Below are 21,950 nucleotides of genomic sequence, written 5' to 3' on the forward strand. Positions count from 1 at the left end.
TTAATTTATATCTTAATTATCGTATAAAATATGAATTAAATAAAAATTAAGTACTTATATATTTCCAAGGTAGGCTTTTGCAACATCCGTATTATTTTTAATTTCTTCTCCTGTTCCATCTAAGACGAAACGACCAGTTTCTATTACATAGGCCCGATTAGATATTTTTAATGCGCTGTTTGCCATCTGTTCAACTAAAAGCACTGTAACACCTGAACTACTAATTTGCTTTAAAAGATCAAAAACCTCGTTAACGATTATTGGTGCAAGTCCAAGTGAAGGTTCATCCAGAATTAAAAAGGATGGCTCAGTCATTAGCGACCGTGCAATGGCTAGCATCTGCTGTTCGCCTCCCGAAAGAGTCCCACCTAACTGCATTTTTCTTTCTTCAAGCCTCGGGAAACGTTCGTAAATAGATTGAATGCGGGAATTGATTTTTTTTGTATCCTTAACAATATGAGCCCCTAAAAGAAGATTTTCCATTACAGTATGTTGTGGAAAGATCTGTCTCCCTTCTGGTACTATACGGATTCCCTTACTAACCTGTTGATCAGGGCGTACATTAGATATTTCTACGTCCTCGAAAATAATGTTTCCACTTTTTGCCTTATGGAGACCGACAATTGTATTGAGAATCGTGCTTTTTCCAGCACCATTTGCCCCTAAAATTGTAACTACCTCACCTTGGTTTACATGAAAAGAGATATTATGAACAACTTCCGTTTTTCCATAGCCAATAGTTAAATTTTCTACTCGTAACATAGTTTACGCCCCCTCACCTAAATAAGCGTTTCTTACAACTGGATTCGTATTTACGCTTGCCGGATCTCCTTCAGCAATTTTTTTGCCATAATCAAGTACGGTAATATAATCGGATATTTCCATTACTAAATCCATGTGATGTTCAATCATTAAAACAGTAACGCCTGCCTCCCGAACTTTTTTCAGCAATTTCGAGAATTCCATAGTCTCTGTATCTGATAGTCCTGCACATGGTTCATCTAGAACGAGAAGTTCCGGTTTCATGCTAAGAGCGCGCGCTAGTTCTAATAATTTCTGTTGACCAGCTGAAAGACTCTCCGGTTCATTGTTCGCTTGATGGCCTAGGTCGATTAAATCAAGGTAATCCATTGCATCATAAAATGATTTTCTTTCTTCCCCCTTCATTTTCCGTGTACGGAACATCGTATCGATCAGTGAATAGCTATAAAATAACCTGCCGCCCATCGCAACATTTTCTACGACTGAAAGATTGTTAAAAAGTCTTACATGTTGGAATGTTCTTGAAACCCCTTGCCTTACAAGATCAACCATACTTTTCCCTGTAATATCCTTCTCTTTAAAAATAACCGTACCTGCAGTTGGCTTATCAACACCAGTAATCATGTTTAAAGTTGTCGTCTTACCGGCACCATTTGGACCAATTAAGGAATGGACCGTTCCTCTTTTGATTGTCATGTTTAGATTTTCTACAGCTGTATGTCCACCAAATTTCTTGGTAAGACCTTTGATAATTAAAATTTCATCGTTATTTGAATTAGTATTATTACTACCAAGGTTTTGCTTAATCTCTAAAACTTTTTTTTCCCTTTTTTCAATAATATATTGATTATCATCTATTTCTCTAAAACGCTTCTTAATAGTGCCTCCGATACCGGCTGGAAGTACTTGCGGTATGATGATAAGAAGGGCACCATATACGATCTGTTTTAAATCTGGCGCAGCATTAAATAACTCTGGTATCAATGTAGCGATAATCGCACCGATTATTGGACCACTCAAAGTCCCTTGTCCGCCTAATACCACCATTAAAAGAATAAAAACTGTAAATTGAAAACTGAAGGTATCAGGGCTTAAATAACCACTATAACTAGCATAAATTCCTCCGGCTACTCCAGCGAGCAATGAGCTGAAAAAGTAACCCATAATCCTATATTTACTAAAGTTAATTCCAACCCCTGCTGCCGCAATCTCGTTGTCTGTCATAGCAATTAAATCTCTACCCCATCGACTTTTAACGATATTCCTTTGTACGATAATACAAAATACCACAATTATTAGAATAAAGTAGTATCTTTGCAGGGTATCTAGACTAAATCCAAAAACACTCCAACTAGAGACGAACATCCCCTGTGAACCCCCGGTAAACCAAGTCCATTCATTAAATACTCGGTGCGCCATTTCAAGTAAACCAATACTTATAAGAGCTAGGTAATGGTGTTTTACTTTAGATGCGGGAAGTGAAACTAATAGACCTACAACAGCAGCGGCTATTGAACCTACTAAAAGACCGACGAAAAACGGCATGTTGTAAGCTGTAATCGCCACAGCTGACACATACGCCCCAACACCAAAATGGGCAGCAAAAGCAAATGAGGTTATGCCACTGAAGCCCGCAGAAATGTTATAGGCAATTGCCAGTATAATATATATAAATATTAAACTGACTAAGCGTAAGTAGTAACTACCTGCTACTAGGGGAATCAGTAAGCTAATCAACAAAAGAGCTAAGCAAAGGATAACAAAATAAGTTCTATATTTTTTCTGCAGTGAAGTTGCCTTTATTGAAAATTTTGGCACCTAAGATCCCTCCCGGTAAAACTATTATGACAACGATCATAATCAAAAAGATAACAGCATCCTTTAATCCGCCAGGGATCATCATGCCAACAACCCCCTCCATCAAGCCTAAGGTAATTCCACCGATAAACGCTCCTTTTGTATTACCTAAGCCTCCTATAAGCGCTGCTGCGAAAGCTTTAATGCCAAGTGCATATGTCATTGTATAGCTAGCAAAAGTTAAAGGGGCAATAAGTGCGCCGGCTATTGCTGCAACTCCGCCTGAAATTGCGAAACACGTCAATACAACGACATTACTTCGAATTCCCATGATTCTTGCTGTATCAGGTTTATATGATACAGCCCTCACCGCTCTTCCAAAACTAGTTTTTTGGATTACAAATTGATATGCGATACCAATTGAGATTGCAATAATAATCATCAAAATTTCGTGCACCATAATATTCGCACCAAAAATACGGATATCCTGACCATTAAAAAGGAATGGAAAAGCCTTTGGTTCCGTCCCGAAAATCATTCGAGCAATATTATCTATAATGATACTTGCACCGAAAAGAGTGACAATCCAACTTGAATTTTTCGATAAATCGCCTAACCTCTCTACTGCTGTCTTATAAATCAATATACTTAGCAATATATTTATAGATATAGCTAACAAAATAGCAAGGATGTAATTCATTTGAACTGCACTTAAGAACCAGTAGCTTGTCATAGCTCCTATCATAATAACCGAGCCATGTGCAAAGTTAATAATGCGAGTTGTAGAATAAATGATTCCAATGGCAAGTGCCATTAATGCATACATGCTCCCGTTAGCAAGGGCAAATATTAGTTCCTGCATATATATTCTCCTCTCTTACCTTCCTAGACGTCTCATGTTGTAGCAGCTCCGCTTACAATAATGCATTGCCCCGACAAGAAACTTGCATCATCACTAGAAAGGAAAGATACAACACTGGCAATTTCATGAGGCTTTCCAAGCCTTCTTAAGGGAGTGTTCTTTATATGTTCTTCGATAATTTCTTTTGGGACAGTTCTATACATATCTGTTTCAATATAACCTGGGGCAACACAGTTAACGTTAATATTCTTTGGTCCGCCTTCCTTTGCAAGCGTTTTTGAAAACCCAATTAATCCCGCTTTCGATGCCGCGTAATTAGCCTGACCTACATTACCAAACGCAGATATGGACGAGATATTGACAATCTTTCCGAAGGCATTTCCCCTCATAATGGGCACGACATGCTTACATAAATGATACGCACCCTTTAGATTTACATTCATAACAGCATCCCAAGCATCATCCGACATCTTGTGAAACATGCCATCTTGAGTAATCCCAGCATTGTTGACAAGGATGTCAACAGTACCGAAATGTTCCACTGTTTGAGCAACAGCTTTTTCTACTTCCTTTTCATTTGAGACATCACACTGGATCGGAAGGATTTTAGCACCTCTATCATCGAGTCTCGATACCATTTCTTCCGCCAAGTTCTGATCATATTCAAGTACTGCAATGCCAGCAATACCGTCATCTAGGAAACGGTGTACGATCGATTCACCGATTCCTTTCCCCCCCCCGGTAATAATTGCGTATTTTCCTTCTAATTTCCCCATAACATTCCCTCCAAAATAATGAGTTTTTAGATTTCAAGTTATGCAACTTGAATAGCAATGCTGTCGATCTCCCAAAGCCCTTCTTTTCTATAAATTTGCTGTTCTCCAGAAACATGAAGAATATAAAGAGATGTAAGGAAATCGATGTCACTCTCTAGTTTTTAATATAAAGATCGCCATTGAACATTTCTGAAATTTTAACCATGATTAATTCTGTTAAAGGGAATCCTTCGTGAGAATCTTCCGAAAAGGCATATTGATTTACAAAAACCGATTCAAATTCGCCGGCATTATTTTCCAATACTTTTTTCACTTCATCAGTATCAGTCGTACCTGCTTTTTCAATTGCCCACTTTAATAAATAAACAGCTTCATAACCTGATGTTACGGTAGTAGGGTTTGTATCACGTTTTCCATATTCACCGTACTCACCAATAATTTTTTCATACATCTCCCAATATTTCGGCTCTAACTCTGTTTGGTTGGGCTCCACTGCCCAGTTGTTCATGGAAACAACTGACACATTATTAGCTCCCGGGCCAGCCAGTTCTTTAAAGTTAGGCATTGCCAAACCTGTATAACCTATAATTTTCAAATTATTAATATAATTGATACGTTCCAGTGACCTTACAATCTTTGCTCCGTCAGCTCCTAAAGTCCAAAACAATGCAACATCCGCATTTGCTTCTTTTATTTTCTGTGCAATTGGCGTCATGTCAGGATCATCTGACTTATACGTAACTTTTGCGGCAGGCTCAACGCCATAATCTTTTAGCGTTTTTTCCATAACAGCAATGCCATCTACACCAAGGGCAGAGGTATCAGCAACTAAAGCAATTTTCTTATAACCTCCCTCTACTGCAATATTGACAAGAGCTTTTGCCTGTATCTCATTTGACGGCATTATTCTAAAAGCATAAGGATTGCTTTTGTCGATTAGATTTGTACCTGTTGCTACAGGTATCATAGAAATAACTTTATTTTCCTGGAGATATGCCATTGAAGCAGATGCAGGAGTTGAATTTGTAGGACCGATTACAAACTTCGCCTTTTCCTTGTCCACAATTTCTTCCATAAATGTTTTTGATTTTGTAGGGTCTGCCTCATCATCACGTGTGACAATTTTCACCTGTGCTCCCAAGATCCCTCCGCTTGCATTAATCTCCTTTACCGCAAGTTCAATCCCTTGAGATTGTGCTTTACCATTTACAGCACTTGTACCACTCATTGCCCCGATGTTACCAATGATAATCTCACTTGGAGAACTACTATCCGTTTCGTTGTTACCACAAGCTGTCAAGAGTAATAAGACGCTAATTAGAATCGATCCAACAAAGATCATGCTCTTGTTTCTCATTTTTATCCCCCTAATTTGTTCTCTTATTTTGTTTAATATCATGACCATAAAAGATATTGCTACAATAGCGTTTGCCTGACATATTGTATCATTAGATTTTTCCTTAAATTAAAATTGTTACCTTATAACAAACCGCAAAAGTTTGCATGATGAAATCTCGGAGAAGCATCTATCCTTAAAATCATTTATTGTTACTCCATTAAACACCTCCCAAACAGTTCATGATTAATATATGACAATTTTTTCAAAACTTTACCTATATTAATCATTTTAAATTTGTCATTTATATCTACTTTCTAAAAATTCAGAATATTAATTTTAAAATTAACACAGCATTTATAGGTAGTCAATACAAATATTTACATTTTTATTAATTATTCAAATTTTTTGAATTTAAATTTATTGTCCTTTCTCATCTAATTTTAGTGTTATACGATATGTCAATTTTCTTATCGTTCTAATGTAGAGAATTTGAAACGATCTAGGTCTGTTGCTTAAATAAAAACAAGCGAGTTTCATAAAGAAACCCGCTTGTTTGCTGAACATAAACAGGCGCCTTAAAAATATGGAAAGTGCTTGGTGGATAGATTCAACCTGGATTAGCATTATGGACACTGTTGATTTAAATTATAATTTTTTGAATCTTTTAATATGAGTAATTCTTAAATAACATGATAAGGAGATAGCTGCAAATATAATTAACTAACGAAGGTTTTCACATATCCCTAAGTCTATTAAAACGCCAAAAATCCCTACTTTTATATTGAAAGCGGGGATTTTACTCTGTATCCAATTAAAATTTTAAATTTAAGAGAAGACTACATTACGTTTTAATCCAATTCAATATTTCCCCATTTTTCCCCATCCTTCTTCTGTACAATTTTGTTAGTTAACGTTTACTTCTTTACAATATTATTTTACAGAATTACTTAAGAGCCTTCCTCAATAATATGGCCCGATTGTGGAATAAGAAAATTGCATTCCATACAGGTTTTTTATCAAACTTTATTATAAATGATCAAACTTAATTATAAATTATTAAACTTTATTAAAAGACCACATTAAAAAATACATCCATTTTAAATAAAGATTTAATGGATGTATTTTTTCATACAGATAAAAGTTTGATTATTTTATCAAACTTAAATTTTCAAAACATAAGGTCTAGTTTATTTTAGCGAAATACTCACTATATTAGTGTTTGCTTAAAATGGCTGTTTGTTAAACATAGGATTTCTTTCGTCTAAAGGTCGGTTTGACTTCCGCAAACAGTATCGCGAAGAAGATGAGAATACATCCAACAAGCATACGACCTGTCAAAAGTTCGTTTAAAATAAGCACAGAGAACATCGTACCGAACAATGATTCCGTCGATAAAATTATGGCTGATTTCGTTGGGTTTGCATATTGCATTCCGATATTTTGACACACATATGCAACAGCAGTACAAAATATCGCCAAGTAAACGATTATTCCCAAGCCTTCTGAAGTATAAGTCGTCGGTACTTCCCCAAGTAAGATAACACTTACTACACTCAGTACAGTCGCTGTATAAAACTGAACAATCGTCAGCGCTAAAGCATCTTCCGCTTTTACAAAGACATTTGTATAAAAAATATCGAAAGCGAAGCCGACTGCACAAAGAATTGACAGGAAATCGCCAAAATTAATCGTCATCGAATCCTGCAATGATAAAAATCCAATTCCGACAACTGCTACACCAGCTGCGATAAATTCAAACCGGTCAATTCTTCTTTTATAGATGACATAAGCGATTATTGGAACGATGATAACATTAATCGCTGTCAGGAATGCATTTTTAGAAGGTGTTGTATATTCCAAACCCATTGTCTGTAATGCAAACGCGACAAATAAGATTACGCCGAGAATTGCCCCTTTCCATACTACTGCCTTAGAAATTAGTTTTAATTTTTTATAGAAAATGAAACTTAAAATAATGGAGGCCAGTAAAAATCTCCCGGCCATCAATTGAAATACAGTCCAATGTTCAAGCCCTTTTGCCATTCCTACAAAACCGCTTCCCCACATAACAGCGGTGATGAGCATGAGCAGCTCACCTTTAAATTTTTGCATACGATTCCTTCTCTCTGTTAAAACTGCAGTTTAAAATTAATATGTATAATTGCTTATTGCTGAACAAACTATTATTACCATAAGCAATCTTCCATGAAAAAGAAAGCGAAAATTCAAAATCTATCCAAACAAGCAAATAAGTTAGAATTTTTTGCTTGACCTTAGAGTGTTGAAAATGATTTTTTTATTAGCTTAAGGTATGTAGATTATAGTTTATTGTTAATTTGTTCGAAGGGGTGATTTGATTAAAAAAAGAATAGTGTCGGATAATATGAACATTCATATAGTAAGTAGTCCCTTTGATTTTGAAAATAACGGTAAAATCCCTACTTATTTTTCAATTCTCCAATGCTTGGACTACTATATCAATAGCAATTTACCGGAATATCGTGTAAAATAAACTTTTAGAATAATTTAGGGACGTGAACAGTTTGATTAATATTGAAATGCCAAAACCAGATTTAGTAATTCGTCAACGCGAACAAGTGTTAAAACCAGGTGAAGTGGAAATTACTCCGTACTTCGGGTTTATTGATTTCCATAAAATTACGCGTGATAAAGGCGGAATCTTCTTCTTCTACAACGAAAAGAACGAGCTTTTATTCGTAGGGAAAGCACGTAAAATCCGTCAGCGTATTAAAAAGCACTTTGAAGATAATGTATCTCCAATGAAAAATCACCGTGCCGAAATCCACAAAATTGAAGTATATGAAATTGAAGATCCAATGGAACGTGAAATTTACGAAACATATGCAATCAATCAATTCCAGTCAAAATACAATATCGATAAAGTATTTTTCGAACGCGCATAAATTGTGAGACATACCCCAAAAATGCCATTTTCCTCCGAGAGAGAAAAATGGCATTTTTTCTATGCGTTAAAAATTGATTTTCATTCCGGGACGCTTTCCGCGGGCACGGCCTGAGCCTGTAGTCTCAGGCGTCGTGCTGTTCCCGCTGGAGTCGCCCTCCATTCCAATCAATTTTACAAAATATCCGTTTATTAATTTACTTCTACTTTTCTGCACAAATCTTTAATTATTCTGCTTTAAAATCGAGCATTTCGTTAATTTTTGATAAATCTTCCATAATGCCTTTTTTCTGATTGGCAATGCCGTCATACCATTTATTTAAAATGTCCTGCATGCCCTTTTCGATTTCTTTACCTTCCGATACGAGCTGCACCATCACGTCGATAACTTTTGTACGTTCTTCATAAAACTTGACGCGTGCCGGGAAATCTTTGCCGATATTTTGCTTGAAAATATAGCCGAGTTTAATAATTCCGTTATTCATCAGCTGCTCCGAGTAAAGTGTTGAGCCGACAACTGCTAGACGCTCTTTAAAATCCGGATCTTCTTTAATATAATTTTGCATCAAAAGGGCTACCTCATCTGCAAATGATTTAAGTTTGTTGCGCTGGCCTTCCATCAGATCTTTAGATTCCTCAAAAATATTAAGCATCAGCTCTGTATGTTCAAGCATATTTTTCACTTTATTTAATGGTTCTACACTTGCTCCGTTCAGACGTACTTGAATTGTACGATATACATACTGGCGTTGTAAGTAAGCCGACAGTAATATAATCCCATTGTAATGAACGCTTGCTTCGTAATGTTGTTGTGTTATCATAGTAAAATCCTCCAACCGGTATGTCTATACACTGTTAACAATACCACATATTCATTCACTTGAAAGGAAAAAATTCAAACTATTTTCACTTTTTATATAAAAAAAACTCCCGGAAATACTCCGGGAGTTTCTTCTTTCGATTACACCGAGGCATAACCGATCAGTTTATTGAATTCATCCCAACTTGTCAGACGCGTATACTCTACTGCCTGATTGTAGGACTGATTTTTCACAATGACTTTCGTTGAACTCCCCGCCAATGTGTTTAAAACAGCCGGCTTATCATCTACATAAACGTCCAGTTCCAAACTTTTGATGATATCGATTTTCTCATGGTCTGCCATGCCGCAGTAAAAACGCTCATCAACAACCGGGAATCCTTGTGCTTTTACCCATGCACGGGTCTGTTCACAATACCCTTTGGGACGAGACGTTATATAATAGATTTCATGTCCTTCATCTGCCAAAGCATTTAAAACTTCCTTTGCCCCTTCAAAGCTTGGACAGTCCGTGAAATAGATTTCTTCCATCGTATCTTTCCACATTTGGCTGCCTTCTTCATTTGTTAATCCAAATGGTGCGTGAATTTCGACAGTAGGGATTGTATCGAAAACATCTTCGCCAATCATCTTTTTCAATTTCTTATTATATAATTGAAAAGCATGTCGACGTAAATCGATTAACGTATCATCAATATCAAAACCAAATTTCATATATCTCACCTAACTTAATACGAGAAAAGCTTCATGGAACTTTTGCTCTTTTTCTATTTGTATAGCCTGAATTTTTTCGATTTGTTTTTTTCGTGCCGTTGCGCAGCTGACAAAATCAAATTCCTCATTTTCCAGCAGCATTTGTGCCAGCACATGGGCATCCATTAACGAACTATTTAATCCGTAAGCGCCAGTCGGAGTCATCGTATGAACAGCATCACCAATTAATGCGACACCTTCTTTTCCCCATTGTTCGGTCGTACTGCTGAATACATCAAGCAGCACAAAGTCTTTCCAGGACTGAATATGCTCCTGTACGACGGGTGCCAATTGAGGAAATGCTTTTACGAGTTTTTCTATAAACAGTATAAACGGCTGTTTACGTAATTCCGGATAGCTTCCCTTTTCGATATTCCAGCCAATTTGGACGTATCCTTTTGCCTGCGAAAACAAGGAAATTTGAATGCCGTCAACTAAGGCCATTTTAATTGAAGGAGTCCAATTTTCAGGTGCCGGTATTCTCGCCCAAAGCAAGTCATAGCCATGATCACGGATCGTTACATCCAAATCCGCCAATTTTCTCACTGTGGAATAGCGTCCATCCGCACCGATGATCAGCTGTGCTTCAATTGTAATATCAGCATCACCTTGTTTAGCGCGAACCGCTGTATATTGTCCATGCTCGTTTTGAATAAGCTCTTTAACCGTTGTATTCAATAAGTAGCTAAACTTTGAATAGCCTTTTGCCTGCTCTATTATTGCCTGAAGTAAATGAGTTTGCGGAACATGGATACCTAAATGGCCTACAGCCGGATCCGGTTCAATTGTTTTAAACTTTTCACCGCTCATCCAATATTCCAATGTTTCCATGCGAAGCAAACCGAGCTGTTCAATTCGTTCGAAAAGCTCGTACTGTTTAAGAATCCGCTCGCCTTCTTCATTTAAATGTTCCCCGCGGAATGCCTTCGCAAAGTCATTAGTCCGCTCAATTAAAAGTACCGACACATTATTTTTCGCCAAAATATTGGCAAGCAGTGCACCGCCCGGACCACCGCCAACAATGCAAACATCCACTTTTCTATTCATATAAACCAGCCTTCTTTGGATAGGCTATAATACGCAAATCTTCCCCGATGCGAGTGACTTCACCGAATTCAAGCTGGCTAGCCAAATCGATGGTTTCCACATCAGATCCGGTAAACGGCGTAATGGAGTTTTTCCCTCCCAATACTTTCGGAGCGACATATACCATATACTGGTCAATGAAGCCGCCTCGTAAAAATGATGCGTTCACATTGCCGCCACCTTCAACAAGCAGATGCGTAATGCCCTTTTTATATAATGCTTTCAACATTTCCTCTATTTTCAAGCCTGTTGATTCTTTTTCCACACGGATAATTTCAACACCGTTGCGTTCCAGCTGCTGTGCCTTTACCGTATCTGAATCAAGTGAAGTGACAATGATTGTACGAGCTTCTGTCGTATCCGCAATATGCGCATCAACCGGTGTTTTCAAAGTACTGTCCAAGACTACCCGAATCGGGTTACGACCTTGTCGATTATCCTTTAAACGAGTAGTCAGTTTCGGGTTGTCATTTAAAACTGTTTGTACACCGACTAATATCCCGTCCACTTCATGACGCAATTCATGGACATCCGCACGTGCTGCTTCACCTGTAATCCATTGTGAATGCCCGTTATATGTCGCGATTTTGCCGTCAAGTGTCATGGCGAATTTTGCAACGACAAATGGACACTCTGTCAGCATATTATGAATAAAACGTTCATTCAGCTTTTGAGCTTCCTCCTGAAGAACACCAACCTCCACTTCGATTCCCGCTTCACGCAACAGGCGAATACCGCGCCCTGCCACTTCAGGGTTTGGATCTTCCGTTGCAACAACAACGCGTTTAAATCCGCTTTCTTTCAGCAGCTTCGCACATGGTGGTGTTTTGCCGTAGTGCGAACACGGTTCCAATGTGACATAAATGGTCGCATCTTTTGTATGCTCGCCTGCCATATTCACCGCATGGACTTCTGCATGGGGTTCCCCTGCTTTTCGATGAAGTCCTGTACCGACGATGACACCATCTTTTACGATGACGGCTCCTACTAACGGATTTGGATTTGTATTCCCTCTGGCACTTGCCGCCAATTGAAGCGCAAGTTGCATATAGTCCTGATCAGTTTTCATTAGAAATTCTCCTTACACAGTTAGCTTTTCAACCATCGCGATATGCCCAGACTTTTCTACTTTTGTTTTCAAGTACTGTTCATTCGTTTCCGTAAGACCACCCCATAAAGGAATATGGCCATCCGCAAGTAATCCGTTTTCCTGCAGCGCTGCAAGCTTTTTCGGGTTGTTCGTAATGAGTGTTACCGGTTTTGAACGAAGCACCTGTAGTACACGGATTGCATCATCATATGAACGGACATCATCTTCAAAACCAAGTGCATGATTTGCTTCCACTGTATCAAACGCTTCTTCCTGTAATAGGTAAGCTAATGATTTTGAAAACAGTCCAATACCGCGCCCTTCATGATCTGCTAAATAAAAGATTGCGCCACAGCCGTGCTCGACAATCATTTTCATCGATTCATGCAACTGATAGCCACAGTCACAACGCTGCGAACCAAAAATATCACCTGTATGACAAATACTGTGCATGCGGATCAATGCATCATCCTGGTTGGCAAAATCTCCATACACCAGTACAGAAGACTGCTGGCCAAAAGCTAAATGCATAGACGATACAGATTCTACGACCTGTTCTTTTGTCTGATTTTTTTCAACAGTCGTCCATGAATACCATTGGAATGTTGCTTCTAGATTTTCTTGTTTTATAGGTAGCTTTACCGGTCCGACTACTGCAATATTTTGCAGATCATCACGACGTACAAGCTGAATTTTATCTTCTAAAATAGCCATTATTTTTTTCATCTTATCACCTTTATTCTTTATTAAGTTACTTTATGTAACCTAGTTTACAATAATAAGCGTTTAACGTCAAATAAACCAGAACTATCAATTGATAGTTCTGGTTTCTATCATACAGAGCCAAAACGATTCTGGCTATTAAAAATGGTAATCTTCTATTTTTTTCACCTTTTGCGCAATCATACTTACTGCTACAAATGTGATAAGAGAAGCTATGATCGGAATTGTTACGGAATGCATGCCATAAATATTTTCCGCAAAACGGTAGATGACAATATATAATGTCAGACCGACAATCATCGAACTGATAGCCCCGTATTTATTTGCTTTCTTCCAATACAGGCCAAATACAACACTCCATAAAAAGGCTGATTCCAGTCCGCCGAACGCAAATAAGTTCAGCATGATTAACAGCTCTGGCGGTTTGACGGCGAAAATAACTACCGCGATCCCAATAATGCTCGTCACCCAGAAGCTGCGGTTTTTAATTTGTGCATCGCTTGCTTTCGGATTGATATAGTTTAAATAAATATCTTTTACAACTGTTGAACTAACTAGAATCAGCAATGCATTGACCGTCGACATGATGGCTGCCATTGGAGCTGCGAGTACAATTCCTGCCAATACCGGCGGCAGCACTTCCAATGTCAGCAATGGCATCACTTTATCGCCGACTTCAATTCCAGGCATAACCGGACGTGCAAATACACCAATTAAATGCATGCCGAACATAATTGTACCAATCCCGATTGTACCTATTAGAATTGCTTTATGTAAGCTTTTCGAATCTTTGTAGCTCATCGCACGAACTGCAATTTGAGGCAAACCGATCACACCTAGTCCAATTAAAATCCAAAATGTTGATACATATAATGGTGTCAGATTTTGTTCTGCACCAAATGGCGTCACTAAATTCGGATTTTCTGCTACCAGTCCTTGCATGATCGTGTCAACACCACCACCGGCAATGACTGTAGCAATAAGGAGAACGACTGTACCAATAATCATTATGGACCCTTGCAATGCATCCGTTAACGCGACAGCCCGGAAACCACCGATAATTACATAAGCCAAAACAGCTACCGCAAAAATGAGCAATGCATTTATATAGGAAAGTCCTGTCAATGATTCAATCAGACGTGCACCACCTACCCATTGTGCTGTCATCGATGCAAAAAGGAAAATAATGATGCTGATCGCCGATAAAATAACGATTGTATGACTGTCATAGCGTTTCTTTAAAAAGTCGATTAATGTAATGGCTTCAATACGGCGTGCAACAATCGCAAACTTCTTGCCGAGCACCATTAAAACAAAATAACCTGCAGGTAGCTGCGCCATTGCTAACAGAACCCATCCAAGCCCTGTATTATAGGCCACACCCGGGCCCCCGATAAAACTTGAGGCACTGCCATATGTCGCCATCATCGTCATCGCCAGTATGAACCCGCCCATTTCTCGGCCGCCTAAAAAATACTCCTGTAAAAACGAATTAGATGTGCGTACTTGGCGATTTGCCCAAATACCGATGCCAAAAATGATGATTAAAAATATGAATAATGGAATAATGACAGACCAATGTATCATTTTTGCTCATCCTCCTCTTCAAGTGGAATGTCTTTGAAGAAAAGCTTCATCGCAATCCAGATGGCAATAATCATGAAAATTGTTCCTGCGATACAGCTATAGAAAAACCATGCCGGGAATCCGAATACGTAATCATATTCTAGCGGGTCACCGGAACCGAGTCCATATGCAAATCCGAACCAGATTGCAAAATTGATGATGACAAGCACGACACCGATTAGTGCTTCTTTATGTGCGATTTTAAAACGCTTATCCTGCACATTAAACATCCTTTCTGTATACCATTTAAATCTGTAATTTCAGATTCATGAGGGGATTTTAAATCGCTCTAAAGTGGACAACCATATTTCAGAGACTTAACTTCTCTATTCTACGTTGCAAAACCGCGAAAGAAAAGTCTTTATCGACGATTTGTCTAGCAAAAATCGAAAAAACGTCGCCTAAATTTATTAGACGACGCTTGTTTGAAAATTACAGTAATTCTTTGCGTAAATCTGCTGGGGATTTTGGTGATAATAAACCGTACGGAATATCGAATACAGTTTTTGCACCTTTATCTCCTTTCGCGTGCAATTTGTATGCAGCACGTGCATAGGCAACGAGAACGCTAGATGTGAACATCGGATTCGATTCAAGCGTTAAAGAAAACTCCATAATTTGCTTGTCTGATTCGCCTGATTGACCAGAACGGATAACAAACCCGCCATGTGGCATACCTTGGTGATTTTCTTTAAATTCTGCTTCTGTAATAAAGTTCACCGTTGTAGCATAGTCCGCAAAATAGTTTGGCATTTCTTTAATTTCTTTTTCGATTGTTGCTGCATCTGCACCTTCAGCTAATACAACAAAGCATTCACGGGCATGTTTTTCACGTGTTGTCAGCTCAGGATTTTCACCGTTGCGAACACGGTTAACCGCTTCTTTAATCGGTAAAGTATATTGTACTGCATTTTTTACTCCTTCAATGCGGCGTACTGCATCTGAGTGGCCTTGGCTTAAGCCGTCTCCCCAGAACGTATATGTATTTCCTTCAGGCAGAACTGTTTCACCTAATAGACGGTTCAATGAAAATAGCCCCGGGTCCCAGCCAACCGAAATGATGGAGACTGTATCACTTTTTTGTGCAGTTGCATCAACAGTATCAAAAAATTCCGGGATTTTTGCATGTGTATCATAGCTGTCGATCGTGTTGAACCATTGCGCAAAATGCGGCACTTGCTCAGGTAAATCTTTTGCAGATCCACCACATAAAATCATAACATCAATCTGTTCCTTGTAATTCGGTGCATCATCCACTAAATAAACCGGTACATTTGGTGATTGGATGGCAACTGAAGCAGGATCACGACGCGTAAATACAGCTACCAATTCCATGTCAGCATTTTGACCAATTGCTGCTTCCACACCTCGACCTAAATTTCCGTAACCTACAATACCAATGCGAATTTTACTCATTATTTATTCCCCCAACTTAATTATTTGACGTGTATTCTTTACATAATGATGTAAATTCAGAATTTTCGTCTAAATTATATTTCATCATACAGTTTCATAATTATGAATACAATAATTTTTGTGATTTTCACAAGAAATGTTATCTTTCGCGTATTGCTTGTATTATTTGCTGAAAAGTGTTTTCATTTTCTATTCAGGTAGATTTTTGATATACTAAGAAAGTAAAAAATAGACTAAATGGGGGAAAAACATGAAGAAATTATCAGCGGTATTATTAGCATTCACACTTGTATTTTCAAGTGTAGGGACTACGATTTTATTTGCTAATGATGCACAGTCAGTTGAAGCAAAAGGTTACAAGTCAGGTAAAAAAGGCTTCAACAGCAACAATAACAATACTAATATTCAAAAAAACAATAATGATGCTACAAACCCGACAACAACTAAACAAAACAATAATACAACGAAAAAGAATGATTCAAATACAGCATCAAACAAAGGCGGTTTAATGAAAGGCTTAATGCTTGGTGGTTTAGCCGGTTTATTATTCGGTAGCTTATTTGCCGGCATGGGTATGTTAGGTAACATTTTAGGTCTGTTAATAAACGTAGCGGCAATTGCGGCAATTGTCTTCTTCCTAGTGAAGATTTACCAGTTAATCAAACGCAAAAAAGATAAAGAGGTTACGGATACGTGGAAAAACTAACATTACTTGAACAAGATTTAATTAATGCCGTTTGTCTGTTCCATGCAAAATTCAAAAACACAGCACCAGAAGATGTGGAAGTGGAGCTGATGTATGATGATGTTGCCGGATATTCAGCGGAAGCTTTCTACAGCGGACAACTGGAAGTATACAACTCTGTGAATTTCATTATGGCACTTCGTCTGTATATTGATGAGCAGCTTGGCCGTGATTCAATGTCAGCACGTATTTCACTTGCTATTGATGATGAAGAAGGCATGATTGCTCACGTAGAGTTTTAATTCAACATAATTAGACCCGTCTCTCTCTATTTTGAGAGTAGACGGGTCTTTTTTGTTATGCAGTCGGCTGCACTTCCGGTGTGTACTTCGTCGTAAGTGATTTATAGCTTACGATAAACGCAATCAATGCCAACACAGAAGCAACGACTAAATAAATGACAAGGACTAAAGCATTCGATGATAGTAATGAAAGATCACTTAATGAAATAACCGATTTAAATCCTGAGATCGAATACGTAAACGGTAAATATGCACTTACCGCCTGTAAATTTTCAGGAAGCATCGGAATCGGTAAATTCGAACCTGTAATCGATAATTGTGCAACAGCCAGTACAAGTGCGATAAATCGCCCAATATTGCCGGCAACCGATACAAGGAAGAAAATAATCGACATGAATACAATGCTGACAAAAATCCCGAATAAAATAAACTGCACCACATGATCTACAGAAAGCTGTAATACGACTAATGTAAATACCGTAACCAATACAGCCTGAATTGTAGCAAACAGTGCTAATTGCAGCCATTTACTGACAAACCAGCTTACAGCAGACTTTGGCAATACAGCCGGTTTTTTAAAGTCCACAAACATGGACAACACAAGCATACCTACAAATAGTGCCAAAGATAAAATATACGGAGCTGTTGAATCGCGATAATATTCATATTCATTGACCTTTTCCCCTGCCAATGTAACCGGCGAAGAGAACATCGCAATATTATCATCAGTAATTCGTAATGCCGCCACTTGCTCACGACCGCCTTCCAAACCAGTCGCCAATTCCGATGAACCTGCCTGAAGACGGTTAACCCCATCATTTAATGACGTAACGCCTTCTGTCATCGTTTGCCAACCAACTGCAACAGTTTCATTACCTGTGCTGATTTGCGTTAAACCGCTTTTCAGGTTGGAAACACCTGCACCTAATTTGTTCCACGAGCTCGTTAGCGATGCATTACCATTTGCTACTTGTGATGCACCACCCGCTAAAGTTGATGCACCAGAAACGACTGCTGTCTGACCAGAAACAAGTGCATCGATTCCTTTTACAGCTTTTTCTTGTCCAGCCGTTAATGAACCAATACCGGACACGATCGTTTTTTGACCGGCAATTGCATTTTCAAGACCTGTTGTCAATGCAGGCATGGATTGCGCCATCTGGTTGGCACCATTGCTTAATGCATTGGCACTTTGAACGGCAACCGGATAAACGGTACCAAGCTCTCCCAAGCCTGCACTTAAAGCAAGTAAATTTTCACGATATGCTTCCATGCCAGGTGCTTGCGCCAATGTTTGCAGTAATGCTGCACCTTGTGCCATTTGTTCGATATCCGCTTGTTTTGACTTCAATACGGTTGCCAGCTGGTTCAGGCCTTTTGCCAACCCCGGATTTGCCTGCGTACCGTCTCCTACAGCGATACCTGCATAAAGCTGGTTCGCTCCAGCAGAAAGCTGCTGCAACCCATTCAGGAGATTTTCGGAACCAGGCTGTAATTTCTGTAAACCTGTATAGATTTCCGTTGAACCGCCTTTTAATGAATTAAGTCCTGCTAATACTTGCTGAGATCCGCCTTTTAATTGTGTAGCACCCGATGCCACTTGACGTGATCCGGACGCTAGCTTGTTAATATCGCCCGTTCCCCCATTGATCGCGGAAAGAAGTTGGCCTGCCCCCGCATCTGCCGTTTTCGCACCGACAGCAAGCTTGTTAATATCTGCCGATTTTTCCGTCAACGATGTTAATAATGTGTTCGTCCCATTTGCCAGCTGCTCAGTACCGTCGACGATTTGCTTCGAACCATCTGCCCCAGTAGCAAATCCTGTTTCGATATCCGTAAACCTGGAGAATACCGTTCTGGCATAAGTCGCTGTAATTTTGTCCCCTAATTGTTCGCGAAGTTTTTCAACAGCACTGTTTGTCACTTGCGCTCCCATGAAGTTTAATCCTTCATTTTGGATATAACGCAATTCCGGTACTTGCGGATTTGCATCAAGAACGGTTGTCACCTTTTGTGAAAAGTCTTCCGGCACTTCTACCACTAGGTAAAATTCCTGCTTATCCAATCCTTCCATCGCTTCTTCTTCCGTCACAAAATGCCAGCCTAATGAATTACTTTCTTTTAATGTTTCCATTAAATCATTGCCGACATTGATAGCTTGACCACCCGAAACTCCGCCTGCATCCTTATTGACGAACGCAACCGGTAAGTTATCCAGGTTGTCATATGGTCCCCATGTAGCTGACAGAAGAACTGCTACGTAAACAATTGGAATGAGCATGACACCGATCAACGCAATGAGTAAACCTTTACGATTTTTCAGTGACTGCAATTCCTTCCCAAACAACTGAAACGACCCCATAAAAACCCCCCTTTTTGTTAAATTAGACCTATACGAATGAATAAATACTCATTGCGTATAACAATAATATATTCTAAGTTTTTACATATTTCTACTAGAAAATGTAAATATTTTCTTGTTAGTACGTGAATTTTGTTCATATTAATATTCAAAAAATAGGACAATATAATCGTTAAATAACATTCAATTTCGGGACTCCCTTTATTTATCTGAATATTCTAATTTTATTGTTATCCAGTGATATGTTGAAAAGTTTAATTTACATAATGTATTTTGCAAAAAAAAAATAAAAAAACCACTAAAATGGTTGCCCAAATTAGTGGTTTAGCTGTTAAATTATTTTTCTACTGGCGCAGCTGTATCTACAATGCGGCCTTCAGTAGTAAACTTAATTTCTTTCATTGATAATAATTGTTCTTTTAAGTTTTCCCAATCCGATAAACCTAAGTCTGTTACACGACCTTCGCCATATGCTTTTTCAAACGAGCTGAAGCCGTCGCCACCTTTAGCAGTGAATGCATTTGTAGCAACTGTGTAAGTTTCGTTATCGGCAACATCTACATATGCTTTTGTTGCTTCATCATAGTATTTTAATGAAGCGATACGAGAGCCCGCTTCTTTAGAAGAATCGTATTCTAGTTTTGCACCTGAGATATGCAGGAATCCGCCATTCTCTTTAGGAGCATCTTTCACAGAGTGTTCAAATGCTTCTTTTAATTCAGCACCTGTAACATCCATTAATGCTAATGTATTACCAAACGGTAACACTGTAATTACTTGTCCAGTTGTAATATTGCCTGCTGGAATTGCAGCACGAATACCGCCGCCATTTTGCAATGCCATTACAACCTTTTTATCCGTATACTTTTTCGCTTTTGCAAGCATACCGTCTGTAATGATATTTCCTAATACCGTTTCACTATTACGTACACTCACTGGATTATCGTCTGATGCACGAGGGCTCACTAAATCTTCTGCTAAAGTAACACCGATTTCTGCTTTAGAAAGTGCATCTACTTTTTCTTTAAATGGAGCAAGTATTTTTAAACCTTCAGCGTCATCAGCAAGTTTACCGATTTCAACTAATTGACCGTCATGTTTAACGATGACACCATTTTCGTCAAATTCAACATTCACTGTACCTAGGAATCCAGCATACTCTTTTGCTTGAACGATTAATGTTGCGTCCTTTTTCTCACCAACTGTGTTTGTATCAACTACGAATGGCTCTTTAAGCTCTGTATGTGAGTGACCGCCTACGATAATATCAATGCCAGGTACTGATTTTGCTAGAATTTGATCATTGTCATATGCAGGGTTATCGTCAAATCCGATATGTGTTAAAGCAATAATTTTATCGACACCTTTATCTTCAAACGCTTTTACCGCTTTTTTCGCTTCGTCGATATAATTTTCAAATGCTACACTGCCTGGTGAAGCGATATCTTTTGTTTCAGCTGTCGTTAATCCGAAGATCCCGACTTTTTCGCCGTTCACTTCTTTAATCATACCAGCGTAAATTTTGCCGTTTTCTGGCTCGCTTGATACTAAATCGGAGAACATACCTGTAAACAGGCTGTCTTTTGTAAAGTCAACATTCGCCGTTAAAACCGGGAATTGTGAAGCTTTAATGAATTCAGCTAATGCTTTATGTCCTTCTGGTGAAGAACCTAAGTCAAATTCATGGTTCCCTAATGTGATCGCATCAAATTTCAATGCATTTAAAAACGGTAGATCAGCTTGTCCTTCAAACTCATTGAAGTATAAAGTACCGCTGAAAACGTCACCCGCATGCAATAAAAGCGCATCTGGTGTTTTTGCGCGTTGTTCATTAACCGCCGTCATTAATTTTGGAAATGCATCAACACGTCCATGAGTATCGTTCACATGCATAATTGATAATTTATAATTGTTTGTTTCCGGTTCAGGTTGTGGTTGTGGTGCTGGTGCAGCTGCTGCAAGCATTGTTGCCAATACGCTTGACAATTCACCACGAGTAAGTTGTTTCGTAGGGTTGAATACAACTTTAGCCTCTGTTAATAAAGAAGTTGCATCAATCGGATATACCGCAGAAACGTTCGTTAAAATTTTAGCTAATTGATTATGTGTAATTTTATCCGCTGTACGGAATGTACCGTCTTCATAACCATTAACAAATCCAGTCGCTACTAATGCCGCTATTTGACTATAATACTGGTTTGACGTTTTAATATCTTTAAAGTTAGGATTATTTACATTTGTTGTATCAAGTTTAAGAGCACCCGCAATCATTTTCGCAGCTTGTCCGCGAGTAACCGTTGTATCTGGTTTAAAAGTACCGTCTTCAAATCCTTTTACGATACCTGCAGATGTTAAAGCATTGATCCCTTCTGCATATGGATGGCTAACTGTTACATCCGTAAAAATTGTCTCTTCTGCCATAACACCTGTTGCTCCTACAGCTACTGCCGTAAATGCTGCTAAAGCTGTTGCTGAATACATTCTTTTTTTCTTCATCCAAAAGACCCCCCAAAATTTTTAACCTACCTTTTGATAGTAACGAAATATTATAAAAATTTCCACATTTTCCGGAAAATTTTACTGTTATTTAACAAAAAATACTTTCTTTAGGTCCTTTTACACAAAAAA

The 21,950-nt window shown here is 38.5% G+C and carries 19 protein-coding genes; 3 read left to right on the forward strand and 16 right to left on the reverse strand.

Going from position 1 to position 21,950, the window contains the following annotated elements; all coding sequences use genetic code 11:
- Positions 1 to 54: 54 nt before the first annotated feature.
- The 6 genes from ACQKN3_RS05575 to ACQKN3_RS05600 form a co-directional block, all read right to left on the reverse strand.
- Complete coding sequence (locus ACQKN3_RS05575; protein ID WP_427709999.1) at positions 55 to 762, reverse strand: ABC transporter ATP-binding protein; 708 nt, start codon at positions 760 to 762, stop codon at positions 55 to 57.
- A gap of 3 nt (positions 763 to 765) precedes the next feature.
- Positions 766 to 2,580 carry an ABC transporter permease subunit gene (locus tag ACQKN3_RS05580; RefSeq protein WP_427710001.1) on the reverse strand — a complete coding sequence of 605 codons (1,815 nt, stop codon included), beginning with the start codon at positions 2,578 to 2,580 and terminating at the stop codon, positions 766 to 768.
- Entirely contained in the window at positions 2,534 to 3,421 is an 888-nt protein-coding gene (locus ACQKN3_RS05585; RefSeq protein WP_427710003.1) for a branched-chain amino acid ABC transporter permease, read from the reverse strand. Before ACQKN3_RS05585 ends, ACQKN3_RS05580 begins: the two co-directional genes overlap by 47 nt.
- 32 nt (positions 3,422 to 3,453) lie before the next feature.
- A complete protein-coding gene (gene fabG / locus ACQKN3_RS05590; protein WP_427710005.1) occupies positions 3,454 to 4,197 on the reverse strand; it encodes a 3-oxoacyl-ACP reductase FabG in 744 nt (247 codons plus the stop codon).
- A 154-nt stretch (positions 4,198 to 4,351) separates the two neighbouring features.
- Complete coding sequence (locus ACQKN3_RS05595) at positions 4,352 to 5,554, reverse strand: ABC transporter substrate-binding protein (protein ID WP_427710007.1); 1,203 nt, start codon at positions 5,552 to 5,554, stop codon at positions 4,352 to 4,354.
- A gap of 1,221 nt (positions 5,555 to 6,775) precedes the next feature.
- The gene (locus ACQKN3_RS05600; protein WP_427710009.1) at positions 6,776 to 7,648 is read right to left on the reverse strand and encodes a DMT family transporter; all 873 of its coding nucleotides are present in this window, start codon (positions 7,646 to 7,648) and stop codon (positions 6,776 to 6,778) included.
- Between the two features lie 431 nt (positions 7,649 to 8,079).
- Between ACQKN3_RS05600 and ACQKN3_RS05605 the strand changes: the two genes are divergently transcribed.
- A complete protein-coding gene (locus ACQKN3_RS05605) occupies positions 8,080 to 8,460 on the forward strand; it encodes a nucleotide excision repair endonuclease (RefSeq protein ID WP_251688052.1) in 381 nt (126 codons plus the stop codon).
- Positions 8,461 to 8,686: 226 nt separating this feature from the next.
- Here ACQKN3_RS05605 and ACQKN3_RS05610 read toward each other — a convergent pair whose 3' ends face one another.
- From ACQKN3_RS05610 to ACQKN3_RS05645, 8 genes are all read right to left on the reverse strand, one after another.
- The gene (locus tag ACQKN3_RS05610; protein ID WP_427710012.1) at positions 8,687 to 9,280 is read right to left on the reverse strand and encodes a transcriptional regulator; all 594 of its coding nucleotides are present in this window, start codon (positions 9,278 to 9,280) and stop codon (positions 8,687 to 8,689) included.
- Positions 9,281 to 9,420: 140 nt separating this feature from the next.
- The gene (locus tag ACQKN3_RS05615) at positions 9,421 to 9,993 is read right to left on the reverse strand and encodes a 5' nucleotidase, NT5C type (protein ID WP_427710014.1); all 573 of its coding nucleotides are present in this window, start codon (positions 9,991 to 9,993) and stop codon (positions 9,421 to 9,423) included.
- A 9-nt stretch (positions 9,994 to 10,002) separates the two neighbouring features.
- Positions 10,003 to 11,079 (reverse strand): FAD-dependent monooxygenase, encoded by a 1,077-nt coding sequence (locus ACQKN3_RS05620; RefSeq protein ID WP_427710016.1) that lies wholly within the window; start codon positions 11,077 to 11,079, stop codon positions 10,003 to 10,005.
- On the reverse strand, positions 11,072 to 12,187 hold the full coding sequence (gene ribD, locus ACQKN3_RS05625) for a bifunctional diaminohydroxyphosphoribosylaminopyrimidine deaminase/5-amino-6-(5-phosphoribosylamino)uracil reductase RibD (RefSeq protein ID WP_427710018.1): 1,116 nt from the start codon (positions 12,185 to 12,187) through the stop codon (positions 11,072 to 11,074). The genes ACQKN3_RS05620 and ribD overlap by 8 nt, the downstream gene beginning before the upstream one ends.
- Positions 12,188 to 12,199: 12 nt before the next feature.
- A complete protein-coding gene (locus ACQKN3_RS05630) occupies positions 12,200 to 12,934 on the reverse strand; it encodes a GTP cyclohydrolase II (RefSeq protein WP_427710020.1) in 735 nt (244 codons plus the stop codon).
- Between the two features lie 135 nt (positions 12,935 to 13,069).
- Positions 13,070 to 14,515, reverse strand: coding sequence for a sodium/pantothenate symporter (panF, locus tag ACQKN3_RS05635; protein ID WP_427711606.1), 1,446 nt, complete (start codon positions 14,513 to 14,515; stop codon positions 13,070 to 13,072).
- Entirely contained in the window at positions 14,515 to 14,778 is a 264-nt protein-coding gene (locus tag ACQKN3_RS05640; RefSeq protein ID WP_427710022.1) for a YhdT family protein, read from the reverse strand. The genes panF and ACQKN3_RS05640 overlap by 1 nt, the downstream gene beginning before the upstream one ends.
- Before the next feature lie 211 nt (positions 14,779 to 14,989).
- Positions 14,990 to 15,973, reverse strand: coding sequence for a diaminopimelate dehydrogenase (locus tag ACQKN3_RS05645; RefSeq protein ID WP_427710024.1), 984 nt, complete (start codon positions 15,971 to 15,973; stop codon positions 14,990 to 14,992).
- A 250-nt stretch (positions 15,974 to 16,223) separates the two neighbouring features.
- Between ACQKN3_RS05645 and ACQKN3_RS05650 the strand changes: the two genes are divergently transcribed.
- Together ACQKN3_RS05650 and ACQKN3_RS05655 are read left to right on the forward strand one after the other, a co-directional pair.
- Positions 16,224 to 16,679, forward strand: a complete 456-nt coding sequence (locus ACQKN3_RS05650) for a hypothetical protein (protein WP_251688068.1) — start codon at positions 16,224 to 16,226, stop codon at positions 16,677 to 16,679.
- Positions 16,667 to 16,960: a YxcD family protein gene (locus ACQKN3_RS05655; RefSeq protein WP_427710026.1), complete on the forward strand. Its 294-nt coding sequence runs from the start codon at positions 16,667 to 16,669 to the stop codon at positions 16,958 to 16,960. The genes ACQKN3_RS05650 and ACQKN3_RS05655 overlap by 13 nt, the downstream gene beginning before the upstream one ends.
- Before the next feature lie 55 nt (positions 16,961 to 17,015).
- Here ACQKN3_RS05655 and ACQKN3_RS05660 read toward each other — a convergent pair whose 3' ends face one another.
- Entirely contained in the window at positions 17,016 to 19,322 is a 2,307-nt protein-coding gene (locus ACQKN3_RS05660; RefSeq protein ID WP_427710028.1) for a YhgE/Pip family protein, read from the reverse strand.
- A gap of 336 nt (positions 19,323 to 19,658) precedes the next feature.
- Entirely contained in the window at positions 19,659 to 21,818 is a 2,160-nt protein-coding gene (locus ACQKN3_RS05665; protein ID WP_427710030.1) for a 5'-nucleotidase C-terminal domain-containing protein, read from the reverse strand.
- Positions 21,819 to 21,950 lie beyond the last annotated feature (132 nt).

Origin of the sequence: Solibacillus sp. NPDC093137 (assembly GCF_050280445.1) — a bacterium.
Lineage (GTDB): Bacteria > Bacillota > Bacilli > Bacillales_A > Planococcaceae > Solibacillus > Solibacillus isronensis_B.